This window comes from Serratia sp. X10 (genome assembly GCF_017811775.1).
GTDB lineage: Bacteria > Pseudomonadota > Gammaproteobacteria > Enterobacterales > Enterobacteriaceae > Serratia > Serratia ureilytica.
On the sequence record NZ_JAEIOH010000009.1, the window covers coordinates 88768 to 102001 of the forward strand.

Sequence of the window (13234 nt, forward strand, 5' to 3'; positions counted from 1 at the left end):
AAATAATTGTATTGATCTGCTTGTGTGAGAGGGCTATTCTTTTTCCCGCGGCGCTCTCATTGTTATCAATTAAATGTTTTTCAATGTATTGAAGAATTACTCTGTCTTGCAGGCAGAGTGATGGGTAGTGTGTTTATATTTTAATATATATAAGGATATTGTAATGAAGAAAATCAATCTGTCTGAAGCGGAAAACATCGTCGGCGGTACTTTTGTGTGTACCAAGGAATTCGCCTGGGTGGGTAGCGGCAACAATAGAACCTGCCAGCTGGTGAAAACCTGCGCGAATAAATTCGGTGGCGTCCAGAAGTACTATTATCCGGCACCGGCGGCGAGCTGCCCGAGCAACCCAACCACGCCAAGCTAATGTGCGTGGCCACCAGCATCTAGAATAGCGGTGGACAGGCGGGCAGCGTTCGCGCTGTTCCGCCTGATACCGGGCGAAGCAGTCGTCTTTAGCTTTTTATTATTTACGGTGTTAATTCTTTTTCACTCGTTCACTCTGCCAAGTGAATATCAATTAATGCGCAGGATGCGTCCGTTATGTATAAACGTCCCTTGCTTTTTATCAGTTACACGCTCGTCATTATTTTCGCCTCTTCTTTTTTGACCGCGCTTTATTTCCAGCATTACGTTATGGCCTCGCCGGCGGCGGAAAGCCTGAGTTTTATCTCTCCGGAAAAAATAGAGCAAAGCCCATTGCAAGATGATAACGCCATTGTCGAAGTCTTCTCCTACGCCTGTCACTATTGTGAAGTCAACGAAAGCGGCGTAGCCGAGCTGGAAAAACGCTTACCGGCGGGGGCCAAATTGGTGCGCTTGCATCTAAGCGACGACGATCGCGCCGGCATGGCGGCCTTTGCGCCCCTCTTCGCCACCCTGACGGTCATGGGGATCGAGGCGCAGCATCGTTCCGCCGCTTACCGCGCCATTATCAAAGAAAACCTCAATCTGGCGGATGAAAAGCAGCTCAGCGCCTGGTTGGCGGCCAACGGCATCGATGAGGCCGCCTATCAGCGGACCAGAGATTCAGAACGGGTCAAAGAGCTGTTGGCGTATATGACGGCGGTAAGCCGCTATTACCAGGTCAACGCGACCCCCAGCTTTATCGTCAATCGCAAATGGCTGGCGTTGCAAGACCGCGAGTTTTCCGCTTTCAGCCAGCAACTGCTGTCGCTGTTGCAGCACGATAAGCCGCTGGCCCCCTGATGCGCCTGCTCGCGGTTCGGGGCTATCTGGCCTGGCGTAACGGTCTGGACGCCGTGGCGCGTCTCTCGGCTGTCCGCACCGGGGTGAGCCGGAGTCTGACGTGCGCTCTGCTGCGGCGCGTGGATTATCGCCTGTGGCTAAAGATGCAGAGGCGGTTGAGGTGGGGTCTGCAGCAACGCCGTTTTCGCCACCGGCAAGCGGTCGCTGAGGCGAATCGCCAAAGCCTGTTGGGCTACGGCAGGCTGGACTTCGCCTGGCTGATGCAGCGGCGGCAATGGCTGGATTTGGCGGCGATCCAGGCCCACAACGCCGCGTTGATGGAACATTTGGCGCAGTGCACCTCACAGCTCAATCAGGTGGTGGAGCCGCTGCATCGCGCCGGGGTGCCGGTGTTGTTGGCGCCGATGCACACGGTTTCCGATGTGTTGGCGACGCTGGTCGGCGCGGGCGTTTATCCGGGGCGGGCAACGGTGATCGTTTCCGGCGACGCACAGACGTTAGCACGGCGAGCGCCTGAGGGGGAATGGCGGCAGCGGCTCGACTATTGCTCGATTCACGACGATCCCCGGCATATTGCCGGCACCTTGTCGCAGGCGTTGCTGGAGGCGACGGAGCATCGGCGCAACATCATCCTCTTCCCGGACATCACGCCGGATTACACCTTGAACAGCACCCGGGACGCCTCGGCCAAACTGGCTTGCCGTTTGTTCAACCGGCCAGCGCATTTGCATAGCGGCATCGTTCGATTATCCCGAGCGATGCGGGCTCGAGTGGTGTGCTATTCGCTTTATTACGAGCGCGGCGTTCGCATTCACATAGAAGAACCGATTGCTACAGAGCAGGTCGGCCGTGCCGTGCCGGCGATCGTTGAGCGCACCCTGCGGCGACATGCGGATGATTGGCTGCTGTGGCATTCGCACTCTTTATTTTTTATCAACGAATAAGTCAGGGATATCACTACGCATGGAAAACACCCTCCCTACGCCGGTCTTGCAGAGCGAAATCAATGAATGCGGGCTGGCCTGCATCGCCATGCTGGCGGAAACGCAGGGCGTTCGCGCGCCATTGACGGAACTGCGTGAGCGTTACCCCGCTTCGCAACATGGCACTTCGCTGGCGACGCTGTGCGCCATTTTAGGGGAGCTGGCGCTGCCGGCTTATCCGGTGGCGTTCGAGCACCGGGATCTGGCGGCGCTGCCTTTACCGGCGATTCTGCATTACGGCGCGGGCCACTATGTACTGCTGGCATATCGTCAGGGCGGTTACGTGTGCGTAATGAATCCGGCGTTGGGGCAACAGCTACTACCCTACGCCGCCCTGAAAGCGGAAATCAGCGGCTACGCATTGGTGCTCGATCGCGACGATTTACCGTCCACCGCCCCTGCCGCGCGGAGCCGCCGACGGGGCGCTTTCGCCAGTTTAAGCCTGAAGGATACCGCTGGCATCGCCGGCATTTATCGCCTGGCGGCGATGACGTTTCTTATTTCGCTGACGCTGTTCATCATGCCGATGATGGTCGCCAGCGCGATCAATCAGGTGTTCGCCATGGCCGGAGAGGTCGCGTTCCCTTACGCCTACTATCTGCTGGCGTTTGTGGCATCCACGGCGCTGGCCCTGATGGCGCGCATCATCACCGAGCGTTTTATCAAAAACTTCGTGTTGCTGCACGGCGCCGCCGGGTTTTCCCGCCTGCTGGAAAATTCGCTGAATTTCTTCAGCAAGCGCGCGCCCGGCGAGATTTTCAGCCGTTTCACCAGCTGGCAGATGGCCGCCGGCCAGAAAATCGAGCTGGATAACGGCCTGCGCACCGACTGGATCATCGGTGCTATCGCGCTGGCGGTGATGGGCTATTTGAGCCCGATGTTGGCGCTGGTGCCGATTGTCGGCGTACTGCTGATGGGGGCGATCAGCGTTTGGGCCATTTATCGCGATCGCCACTTCACCCAGCAGCTACAGGTGAGAGGGGCGGCGCAGAATGATTTTATTCTGGAAACCATTCAGGGGTTTTCGACCATCAAGTCCGCCGGGCTCGCCGGCCAGCGGCAAGAGGGCTTTGCCGAGCATGCCCGTTCGCTGTTCAACTGCCTGCAGCGGCAAAAAGTCTATGAGCAGGTCAAGGGCAGCATTTATCAACTGATTGGCAGCCTGGAAATGGTGGTGTTCATGCTGCTGGCGCTGCCGCTGCTAAAGGGCGGCGAACTCACTCTGGGGGCATTCTTCGCCTACAGCTTTCTGCGCGAAATTTTTACCTCTTACACCAGCAAAATCTTTTTTGCCGTCCTGCAGAAAAACCAACTGCACGTTATCGATGAGCGCGCGCGGGATCTGTTTCCTGCCGTCTCTCTGCGTACCGGGTCTGGCGACGAAAGCGTGAACCATTTTGATGTGCAGTTGGCGTATCGGGGGATGAGCTTCGCTTACGACGCCGGCCAACCGGTTTTGCGCGACCTGTCGCTGACGCTGGAACGGGGCGAGTGCATCGCCATCTGCGGCGGTTCCGGCGCGGGCAAGAGCACCTTGCTGAAGGTGCTAGCCTGTCTGCTGACGCCGCAGCGGGGGGAACTGACGCTGGATGGCCGCGTGCTGGCTAACGCCGCCGCGCAGCGGCTGTTCTTCCTGCAAAGCCAGGAGGACATTCTGTTCAATGCCTCTGTGTTGCAAAACATCACGCTGTTCGCCCCGTCGGCGCCGGGTCAGCAAAGGGAGGTGGAGCAGGCGCTATGCAGTTTGGGGCTGGCGGATGCGGTGGCGCAGCTGCCCGGAGGCGTGAACGCTCTGGTGCGAGAGAGCCATGCGGGGTTGTCGCTGGGGCAACGGCAGCGTCTGTTGCTGGCGCGCGCCATGTACAGCCGTTGTCCGGTGTTGGTGCTGGATGAACCGACGGCGAATCTGGATGAAAAAAACGCTGCGGCGGTGATGTCGGCTCTGGTAGCGCATTGCCGCGAGAAGGGTAAAACCCTGGTGACCGTGACGCATAACCCGCGGCTGCTGCCGTTGTTTGATCGGGTGCTGCACTTGTCGCAGGGCCGGTTGGTGGCTGCCGTCGACACCAGGATGAATGACTGTGCTGAGGTGGAGTGACGTGCCCGGAAAGAGACGCTGGCGGCGTGTGGCGCTGGCGACGATCGTGTTGGGGGGGCTGGCTGGCGGGCTGTTATGGCTGAATCGAGCGCCAGAGGTATTACCGCCGCAGACGGCGCGCGTCGATCGCGGCGACATCGAAAAAAGCGTGTTGGCTACCGGCATTTTGAAACCGGCCCGGCAGGTGAACGTTGGCGCGCAGGTCAACGGTCAACTGAAAAAACTGTATGTTAAACAGGGGGACAGAGTGGCTCAGGGCCAGCTGTTGGCCGAGATAGATCCGACGTTGCAACTTAACGAACTGCGCAAGTCGCAGGCTGAATTACGCAGCGCGCAGGCGCAGAAATTGGCGAGTCAGGCGCAGCTCAAGCAGTATCAACTGGAGCTGACGCGGCAAAGGGCGTTGGCGCGAGATCGTGCCGGCGTGGCCAGCGATTTGGAAAAAGCGCAGGCGCAGCACGACGCGCAGCTGGCGCAGTTGAAAGTGAATGAGTCGCAGATCGTTCAGGCCGAAGTCGCACAGGAAACGGCGAGGGCCAACCTGGCTTTTACCCGTATTACCGCGCCTATCGACGGCGAAGTGCTGGGCATCGTCACTCAGGAAGGGCAAACCATCGTCTCATCGCAAAGCGCACCGACCATTTTGGTGATGGCAGACGTGGATACGATGATGGTGCATACCCGCATATCGGAAAATGACATCTTGCAGGTGAGGGCGGGGCAGCCGCTGTGGTTTTATGTCGCCGCCGATCCCCGCCGCCGATATGAGGGGGCCATGGGCGCGATACAGCAAGCGCCGGCAGAAGCGCTGGAAGCCGACCCGCTGGGCAGAAATTCAAGCCAGCAAACGGCGGCGGTGTATTACAACGGCGTGTTTGCCGTCGCCAACGGCGAACGTCGATTACGCACCTCGATGACGGCGCAGGTATTCATTATTACCGAACGCGCCACGGGGGTGGCGCGGCTGCCGACGGCGGCATTGGGAGAGGCTCTGGATGGCGAGCGCTATCAGATCAGAGTGTTGGAAGGCCAGCGGGTTGTCGCGCGCAGCGTGCGCATCGGGAAGCGCGATCGCCGCTATGCGGAAGTGTTGGACGGCGTGAGTGTGGGTGAGCAAGTGCTGCTGGAACACCAGCCAGATACGGAGGGTGAGCATGTCAGTTAGCACGGATCCCATTATCGTTTTGGATAACGTTTCACGCGAGTTTCAAGCCGGAGAGCAGAAAATCACGGTCCTCAAACGCGTTTCCCTGAGCATTCAGCGGGGAGAAATGGTCGCTATCGTCGGCGCCTCCGGCTCCGGAAAATCGACGTTGATGAATATTATCGGTTGTCTGGACAAGCCTTCTCAGGGGGATGTTTACATCAACGGGGTGGCGATTGGGCAAGCCGACGGCAATCGCCTGGCGCGGCTCCGCAGTCGGCATATCGGCTTTATTTTTCAGCGCTACCACCTGATGCCCTATCTGACGGCCGGTGAGAACGTGGCTATCCCTGCATTGTATACCGCGATGCCGGCCGCCGAGCGCCGCCTGCGGGCCGCGCATTTGTTGGCTCGCCTCGGGTTGGCGTTGCGCGGTGGCCATCGTCCGGCGCAGCTTTCCGGTGGGCAGCAGCAGCGGGTCAGTATTGCCCGAGCTCTTATGAACGGCGCGGAAATCATTTTGGCCGATGAACCTACCGGCGCGTTGGATAGCGCCAGCGGTCAGGCGCTGATGGCCATTTTGCATGAGCTGAACGCTGTCGGACACACCGTGGTCATCGTGACGCACGATCGGCGGATCGCCGAGCAGGCGCAGCGGATCATTGAGATCGGCGACGGCGAGATCGTGGCGGATCGTCGCCACGATGCCGCCCGGCAGCGTTTTGCGTTCGAGAGGCCGCTGGCGCTGGCTGCGCCGCTGAAACGCATGAGCCTTTGGGCGGCGCTGCGAGAGGCGATCGGCATGGCTTGGCGGGCATTATTAGGGCATCGGGTCCGGGCATTATTATCGATGCTCGGCATCATCATCGGCATTGCGGCGGTCGTTTCCGCCATCGCCATCGGTGAAGGCACGCGTCAAAGCATCCTCAGGGAAATCAGCCAGCTCGGCTCCAGCACGTTGGACATTCGTCCCGGATTGGGATGGGAAAAAACGCGTCCCGATTTTGCGCGTTCGCTGAGTGCGCGGGATGCTGCGCTGCTGGCGACCTTGCCTTATGTCGACAGCGTTTCGCCGGTTATCAGTACTCAACTGTCGGCCGTGCGCGAAGGCAAGCAGGTGCCGCTCGCCGTGATGGGCGTCGGCGAAGGGTATTTCCGCACGCAGGGTATTCGGCTGCTTTCCGGTGGCCTGTTTACTGCGCAGGATCTGAGTGAGCGCGCACCGGTGGCGGTGATCGATCCCTTGCTGCAACAGGCTCTGTTTTCTTCCCGGCAAGATCCGGTGGGCGCGGTTTTGCTGATCGCGGGTGTGCCTTATCGGGTGATCGGCGTTGCGCAGCGCCGCGGCGCCCAATACGCCGGCTCTCAACCGCTTGCCTGGCTGCCCCATACCTCCCTGACTGGCCGCATCGCCGGCGATATGCCGCTGGAATCGATTGTGATGCGAGTGAATGAAAAATTGACGTTGGAAGCGGCAAGGCGGGATGTGACCCGGCGTTTGACCATAGAACATGGCCGGCGGGATTTTTTCACGCTGACCGACGATCAGCTGACGCAATCCATTCAGCGTGCCTCCGACTCCATGCGATTGCTGATTACGGCGATTGCCGCCATCTCGCTGCTGGTCGGCGGGGTGGGGGTGATGAACATCATGTTGGTTTCGGTGACGGAACGAACCCATGAGATCGGCATTCGATTGGCGGTGGGCGCCGCTGAGAAAGACATTATGCGGCAATTTTTGATTGAGGCGGTGGTGATCTGCAGCCTGGGGGGCGTGTTGGGGATCGCCTGCGCCGCGCTGGTTAAAGGGATTCTGAGCGGCTTGGCGCCGCAGGTGACGATGATCTTTACCTGGCCACCATTGCTGCTGGCCTGCGGGTTCTCGGCGTTGATCGGCGTCGGGTTCGGCTTCTTTCCGGCCCGTGCCGCCGCGCGCCTGCAGCCGGTGGAGGCGTTGGCGCGAGAATGAACCGACTTTTGATTTACGGGCTGGTCATGCTGTCTTTGAGCGCTTGCGGAGGGCGGCCGATCGACGCCACGGCGCCACCGTCGTTGCCGCAGCAGTGGCGCGTGGTTGATGAACGTTCCGGTTCATTGCGGGCAGGCGTCGCCTGGTGGGAAAACTTCAATGATCCGCAGCTTTCCTCGCTGATCGATGGCGTGCTCATCGCGAACCAGGATCTGGCGCTGGCTGGATTGCAGTGGCGTGAGGCGATGTTGGAGGCCGGGTTGATAGCCGGCAATGCGACCCCCGACCTGGCCGCCAGCCTGAGTGGCCGCAATACCAAGGCATTGCGCGGCGCGGCGCGGCCGCAAGAAAGTTACCGCGCAGGACTGTCACTGAGTTATGAACTGGATTTATGGGGCAAGCTGGCGCGTATTCGCGAGCAGGCTCAGTGGCTGGCCGTCGCTTCGGAGTTGGATCGGCGCAATACCGCGTTGACCTTGATCGGCGCTACCGCTCGCGGGTATTGGCAGATCGCCGATTTGAATCAGCAAGTCACCCATCAACAGCAGGCGGTGGCGTTCGCGCGTGAGACTTTACGGCTGGTGGCGGCACGTCACACCGCCGGCGACGTCGGCCGATTCGAGTTGTTGCAGGCGGAGCAAAACCTATTGGCGCGGGAGAATCAACGGGATGAACTGGCACGGCAGCGGGAAGACGCTCGCAACTCGCTGGCGCTGTTGTTCGGCCGTTCACCCTTGCTGCGATACAGCGAAAGGCGAGCGCTACCGATCAACGAGGTGCCCATTGCGCCACGTCTGCCGGCGGCGGTGATGGCGCGACGGCCGGATGTGCAGGCGGCGGAGCGGCGCCTGAGGGCGGCGCTGGCCGGTGCGGAGGCCGCTAAATTGAGTTTTTATCCGGCGCTGAGTCTGGATGCCGCACTGGATGCCGGCAGCGGGCTTTTCCGCCAATGGTTCAGTGAACCTTCGCGTTCGCTGGGCGCGACGTTGACGCTGCCGTTCATTGAGTGGCGCAAGATGCGCTTGTCCAGCGACAAAGCGGCGTTGCAGGCGCAGCGCGCGGAGATTCAATTTCGCGATGCGGTTTACCGCGCGCTGGCTGAGGTAGACAACGCCATGCGGGAACGTCTGGAAGCGCAGCGGCAAATCGGCAATCAACAGCGACATCTGGCGATGGGGAGACAAGCCGTGGCATTGGCCCGCCATCAATATCAGGCCGGTTCCGTCGCGCTGCAAACGTTGCTGGACGCGCAAGAGGCGGTGTTAACCAGCGAGAATTCGCTGTCGGCACTGCAATATCGCTACCTGAACGCCACGATGCAGCTCTGGCTGGCGCTGGGCGGCAACGAGGCTTTCGCATCCGGGCAAGGGGAATAAGCATGGACAGAGAACGGAATACAAGACGTGTGGTGGTCACGGGTTACGGCGCCGTCACCGCGCTGGGTGGCAACGCGCAGCAAAACTGGCAGGCTATCATGGCCAACCGCCTGGCCTATCGCTATCACGATAAATCGGCGGCGGGAATACATGCGCGCTTTTTTGCTTTGCTGGAGTCTGAACCGCAGCTGGAGGGCGTTGCCGGACGGGTAAGCCGCCGGCTGCCCAGATTCGCCAGGCTGGCGCTTGCCGCCGCCGCGGAGGCGATCGAAATGGCGTTTTCATCCTCTTACAGAGGGCCTGTGCACTTTTATTCGTCGTTGGAATGCGGGGCGATTATCGGCAGCGGCTGGGGAGGGCAGGATGAGATCATGCAAAACAATGCGGACTATCTGCAATCCGGGCTGGGACAGCTGTTTGGCTGTTTTCACGCGATGCCCAATATCGCGACCGCCATATGCGCCCAACATTGGTTGCTGCGGGGTTATCAAGGCTCGCCGGCGGCGGCCTGCGCGACCGGCGGCATCGCGATTGGCGATGCGTTTGAGGTGATCCGCAGCGGTCGCGCTTCAATGATGCTGGCCGGCGCGTCGGAATCACTGAGCGGCAATGGCGCGATCTGGAATATCGACGCGCTGCGTTTGCTGAGTCGGGAGCAAAAGGATATTACCAAGGCCAGTTGCCCGTTCAGCCGGGAGCGCAGCGGTTTCGTGTTGGCGGAAGGGGCCGCCGTGTTGTGTCTTGAGGAGCGAGAGGCGGCTTTAGCGCGCGGTGCGACAATATTGGGGGAGATCAAGGGATACGGCAACTTTTCAGATGCTTTTGACCTTACCGCGCCGGCGGAGGATCCGCAGGCCAAGGTGAAAACCATTCGACGTGCTCTGGAGCAGGCGGGGCTCGGCAGCCATGAGATCGACTATATCAATGCGCATGGCACGTCTACGCCGCAAAACGACGTAAACGAAACCGCTGCGGTCAAGGCGGCTTTGGGGCGCGATGCTTATCGCACGCCGATTTCCAGTACGAAATCCTATACCGGGCACTTGCTCGCCGCATCCGGCAGCTTTGAGGCGATCGTCTGCCTACAGGCATTGCAGCAGCAAATGATGCCGGCAACCTGCCATTTGCACGAGACCGATCCCGAATGCGATCTCGATTATATCCGCGAGGGGCATCGTCGCGGTCGTTTGCGCAATGTCATGAGTCTCAACTTCGGTTTCGGCGGTGCTAATGCAGCGCTGGTATTCGGCAATCACAATGGATAATGGTAGGGCATATGGAAAAGTATCATCGATTGTATGAGGCGATTTGCGGCTTGTTGTATGAAGCCAAAGGATTGGACAGAACGCTGATGTCGGCCGATATGCCGCTGCAACAGTTGGGGTTGGACAGCCTGGATTATATGGAGTTGATGCTGCTGGTTAGGCGTGAGTTCGGCATTACGCTCAATGCGGAAATGTTTATCGAACGGCCTGACCTGACCCTTGGTGAGCTGTGTCACGTTATGACCAGTCAATAATTCTCCCCCCAGGCGGCCGTGTGCTGCGGCCAGGCCTGGGCTATTCCCCATCGTGACTTTATTTCCTCCTGCCCTGATTTTTCCTCTTATCGATTCACATAAAGATTAATACTTATCTGTTTGGTTAAGTTACGTTTGCGTCGGCGGATTTATTTCGTTTTTTTACGTGCCGTATAACGCTTCGAAACCCATGACGCCTCGCGATTTTATTAGGATTTTTCTTTGTTTTGTCGGTTTGTTTGCCAATTTCAGCGCATGTGTGAAATGGAAGTATTAACGCAAACTAAAGTGAATCAGGAAGTATGCCATCCTTATTATTTCTGATAGTGGCAGTTGAGCTGCGGTTTTCATTAACGAGGGTCCTCAAGGGGAGCGCTGAAGCGGTGAATAATCCCTGTGCACTGTTCGCGTTTGGCAAATCCGTTATACTCCGCGCTGGATGCAGGAACCTATCCATAGCCAGGGGAAACCCTGAGTGTCCATTGTGGTGATGTAAAAGGAAAATGACAGCCACATTTTTCCGATCAAAGTAATAGAGGTTGTATGTCTAATCGTAAACATCTGACGCCTTCCGAAGTGGAGAGACTGCTTGAGGTCACGCTGCAGGGAAAGAATCCAGAACGCGATTATTGCTTGATTTATATGTGTTTTATCCATGGGTGCCGCGCCAGCGAAATAGGGGGATGGCGTTTGTCGGATATCGATCTGGAAGGCGGCAACATTTATGTTCATCGCTTGAAGAATGGTTTTTCCACGGTGCATCCGCTTTATCTGCGCGAAAGGCAATGTCTGCGGCGTTGGTTGGATAAGCGTCAACGGCACCGCTGGGCCGATCAAGAGTGGTTATTCCTGTCCAACCGCGGTGGCCGTCTGTCGCGCCAACGTATTTACGGGTTGATTCGCCATTACAGCAAGGTGGCCAAATTGGAGGTCAACGCTCATCCACATATGCTGCGGCATGGCTGCGGATTTGCATTGGCGGACCGCGGTATCGACACCCGTTTAATTCAGGATTACCTCGGGCATAGAAATATTCAGAATACGGTGATTTATACCGCCAGCAATGCACAGCGCTTTAAGGAAATTTGGTAAGTGTGATTTAAGTTAATAACGATAAGGAGTCACTTTGAACTAAACTGAAACATACTGTAAGGACGCGTAAAAACAATGTCAATATTCCTATGCTCTCTTTCCCGAACAAAGGTTAATTGCCTTTAAAAACAGTGTGTTGTGATTTTATTTCTTGTCGAACCCCACCTCTTCATCTAAGCAAAATCCTAATCAAAGATCCGCAGATTTAAATCATTGAGTTTACACCTTGGTTTTTTAGTCTGATTTATTGTCCATTTGTTATCAAGTTGGTTTTAAATTCTGTTAAATATATTTTTTTTGGTTTTAAAAGCCAAAGGAGTCACTTTAGTTCAAAATGAATCGTTTGGGTGAATAAGTCCGAAGCCACTAATCAGTCTGGCTAAGGCCCTTTACATTCATGGAACTAAATAAAAGGAATGACATTAAGGATATGTCGGAAATAAAACCATGCATGTTTTGCATAATTTTAAGGAAAGTAGGATGAAAAAGAATCTGCTGGCTGTAGCTGTATTGACCGCGTCTGCATTTACCACCTCTGTATTTGCCGCTGACGGCGCGCTGAATATCACCGGTACCATCACCGATCAGTCTTGCACCGTCGATCCGGATTCCCAGAACAAGCAGGTTGCTCTGGGCAAAATCGCTAAAGATGCGTTCACCCTGTCTAAAACTGCCGGTGCCAAAGCATTCAACCTGGTGCTGAAAAACTGCCCGGCCACCGTCACCGGGGCGACCGTACGCTTTGACGGCACGCAGGTGCAGGGGCAGTCCGGGCTTCTGCAACTGACCGGCGCCGGCACCGCTGGAGTGGCAGGCGGCATTGGCGTACAGCTGCTGGATGACGGCAGCAACGTACTCAACATCGGCAACGATTCCCGCGTGTATACGTTGGCAGAGAACAAAGACAACGTTCTGGGCTTTGTGGCGCGCTACTTCGCTTACGACACAGTCTCTGTCGGTAGCGCGAACGCCACCGCCAACTTCACCATCGTTTATCAGTAAATTCACGTCGTCATTCTGGCGTAAGCGTTAGAAAACTGGGCCAGAGGCTGCGCCTCTGGCTCTTTATCCATCGGGGAAGGTAACAAAATGAAAGCGGGATATTTTGCGCTGGCGGCAGCGTTATTGATGGCGCTTTGGACTCCGGTACAGGCCGGCGTGATCGTGGGTGGGACACGTCTGATTTACGATGGCGGCAAAAAAGAGTCTGCACTGAATATCAATAATCCGGATGCGGTGCCTTATCTGATCCAATCTTGGGTCGATGGGCAAGAGGGCGACAGCGTTAAAGCGCCTTTTATCATCACGCCGCCGTTGTTTCGTTTGGACGGCGGCCAAAATAACCTGTTGCGCGTGGTGCGTGCGGGCGGCAATTTGCCGACGGACAGAGAATCGCTGTATTGGCTGAATGTGAAGGCAATCCCTTCGGTGGAAAAGAAAGAGAACACGCTGCAAATTGCGATCAAGACCCGCATCAAGTTGATTTATCGTCCCCAGGGGCTGGTTGGCAATCCGGAAGAGGCGGCCGGTAAAGTGACATGGCGGCGCAGCGGCGACCGGCTGCAGGTGACCAATCCTTCTCCCTATTACCTCACTTTTTTTAATTTGAAGCTGAACGGCAGCGCCATTACCGGCAACACCATGGTCGCGCCGCAAGCTACCGCCAGTTTTCCGTTGCCGACGGCGCACGCTGGGGGCGGCAGCCTGAGCTGGCAAATCATCAACGACTATGGCGGAACCGGCCAGACTTTTACTGGCACGTTATAGCCGGGCAGCGATGCGTGTTTTTTGGGCTCCGGAGTACGCCGGGGCCGGCGTTCGGCTTACCTGAGCTTTCGACGGGC

12 protein-coding genes are annotated in these 13234 nt (G+C 57.5%); all 12 read left to right on the top strand.

Going from position 1 to position 13234, the window contains the following annotated elements; genetic code table 11:
* Positions 1 to 163: 163 nt before the first annotated feature.
* Positions 164 to 367 carry a DUF4762 family protein gene (locus tag J9788_RS22360; protein ID WP_046899016.1) on the top strand — a complete coding sequence of 68 codons (204 nt, stop codon included), beginning with the start codon at positions 164 to 166 and terminating at the stop codon, positions 365 to 367.
* 176 nt (positions 368 to 543) lie between these two features.
* Positions 544 to 1209, top strand: coding sequence for a DsbA family protein (locus J9788_RS22365; protein WP_046899017.1), 666 nt, complete (start codon positions 544 to 546; stop codon positions 1207 to 1209).
* The gene (locus J9788_RS22370; protein WP_182265333.1) at positions 1209 to 2153 is read left to right on the top strand and encodes an ABC transporter; all 945 of its coding nucleotides are present in this window, start codon (positions 1209 to 1211) and stop codon (positions 2151 to 2153) included. Before J9788_RS22365 ends, J9788_RS22370 begins: the two co-directional genes overlap by 1 nt.
* A gap of 19 nt (positions 2154 to 2172) precedes the next feature.
* Entirely contained in the window at positions 2173 to 4290 is a 2118-nt protein-coding gene (locus J9788_RS22375; protein ID WP_182265332.1) for a peptidase domain-containing ABC transporter, read from the top strand.
* Entirely contained in the window at positions 4268 to 5455 is a 1188-nt protein-coding gene (locus tag J9788_RS22380; protein ID WP_241427922.1) for an efflux RND transporter periplasmic adaptor subunit, read from the top strand. The genes J9788_RS22375 and J9788_RS22380 overlap by 23 nt, the downstream gene beginning before the upstream one ends.
* Entirely contained in the window at positions 5445 to 7403 is a 1959-nt protein-coding gene (locus tag J9788_RS22385; protein WP_182265331.1) for an ABC transporter permease, read from the top strand. The genes J9788_RS22380 and J9788_RS22385 overlap by 11 nt, the downstream gene beginning before the upstream one ends.
* Complete coding sequence (locus tag J9788_RS22390) at positions 7400 to 8779, top strand: efflux transporter outer membrane subunit (protein WP_241427923.1); 1380 nt, start codon at positions 7400 to 7402, stop codon at positions 8777 to 8779. The genes J9788_RS22385 and J9788_RS22390 overlap by 4 nt, the downstream gene beginning before the upstream one ends.
* Before the next feature lie 2 nt (positions 8780 to 8781).
* Positions 8782 to 10044 carry a beta-ketoacyl-[acyl-carrier-protein] synthase family protein gene (locus tag J9788_RS22395; RefSeq protein WP_182265330.1) on the top strand — a complete coding sequence of 421 codons (1263 nt, stop codon included), beginning with the start codon at positions 8782 to 8784 and terminating at the stop codon, positions 10042 to 10044.
* Between the two features lie 11 nt (positions 10045 to 10055).
* Positions 10056 to 10298 carry an acyl carrier protein gene (locus J9788_RS22400; RefSeq protein ID WP_182265329.1) on the top strand — a complete coding sequence of 81 codons (243 nt, stop codon included), beginning with the start codon at positions 10056 to 10058 and terminating at the stop codon, positions 10296 to 10298.
* Between the two features lie 543 nt (positions 10299 to 10841).
* Positions 10842 to 11390, top strand: coding sequence for a tyrosine-type DNA invertase (locus J9788_RS22405; protein ID WP_044030581.1), 549 nt, complete (start codon positions 10842 to 10844; stop codon positions 11388 to 11390).
* Positions 11391 to 11870: 480 nt separating this feature from the next.
* Entirely contained in the window at positions 11871 to 12392 is a 522-nt protein-coding gene (locus J9788_RS22410) for a fimbrial protein (protein WP_046899024.1), read from the top strand.
* Positions 12393 to 12479: 87 nt separating this feature from the next.
* On the top strand, positions 12480 to 13157 hold the full coding sequence (locus tag J9788_RS22415) for a molecular chaperone (protein ID WP_046899025.1): 678 nt from the start codon (positions 12480 to 12482) through the stop codon (positions 13155 to 13157).
* Positions 13158 to 13234: the final 77 nt, after the last annotated feature.

Excerpts from the sequence above, each read along its gene's own strand:
- J9788_RS22400 (WP_182265329.1), top strand. The coding sequence starts at position 10,056 with ATGGAAAAGTATCATCGATTGTATGAGGCGATTTGCGGCTTGTTGTAT.
- J9788_RS22385 (WP_182265331.1), top strand. The coding sequence starts at position 5,445 with ATGTCAGTTAGCACGGATCCCATTATCGTTTTGGATAACGTTTCACGC.
- J9788_RS22390 (WP_241427923.1), top strand. The coding sequence starts at position 7,400 with ATGAACCGACTTTTGATTTACGGGCTGGTCATGCTGTCTTTGAGCGCT.
- J9788_RS22405 (WP_044030581.1), top strand. The coding sequence starts at position 10,842 with ATGTCTAATCGTAAACATCTGACGCCTTCCGAAGTGGAGAGACTGCTT.
- J9788_RS22360 (WP_046899016.1), top strand. The coding sequence starts at position 164 with ATGAAGAAAATCAATCTGTCTGAAGCGGAAAACATCGTCGGCGGTACT.
- J9788_RS22380 (WP_241427922.1), top strand. The coding sequence starts at position 4,268 with ATGACTGTGCTGAGGTGGAGTGACGTGCCCGGAAAGAGACGCTGGCGG.
- J9788_RS22375 (WP_182265332.1), top strand. The coding sequence starts at position 2,173 with ATGGAAAACACCCTCCCTACGCCGGTCTTGCAGAGCGAAATCAATGAA.
- J9788_RS22410 (WP_046899024.1), top strand. The coding sequence starts at position 11,871 with ATGAAAAAGAATCTGCTGGCTGTAGCTGTATTGACCGCGTCTGCATTT.
- J9788_RS22365 (WP_046899017.1), top strand. The coding sequence starts at position 544 with ATGTATAAACGTCCCTTGCTTTTTATCAGTTACACGCTCGTCATTATT.
- J9788_RS22395 (WP_182265330.1), top strand. The coding sequence starts at position 8,782 with ATGGACAGAGAACGGAATACAAGACGTGTGGTGGTCACGGGTTACGGC.
- J9788_RS22415 (WP_046899025.1), top strand. The coding sequence starts at position 12,480 with ATGAAAGCGGGATATTTTGCGCTGGCGGCAGCGTTATTGATGGCGCTT.
- J9788_RS22370 (WP_182265333.1), top strand. The coding sequence starts at position 1,209 with ATGCGCCTGCTCGCGGTTCGGGGCTATCTGGCCTGGCGTAACGGTCTG.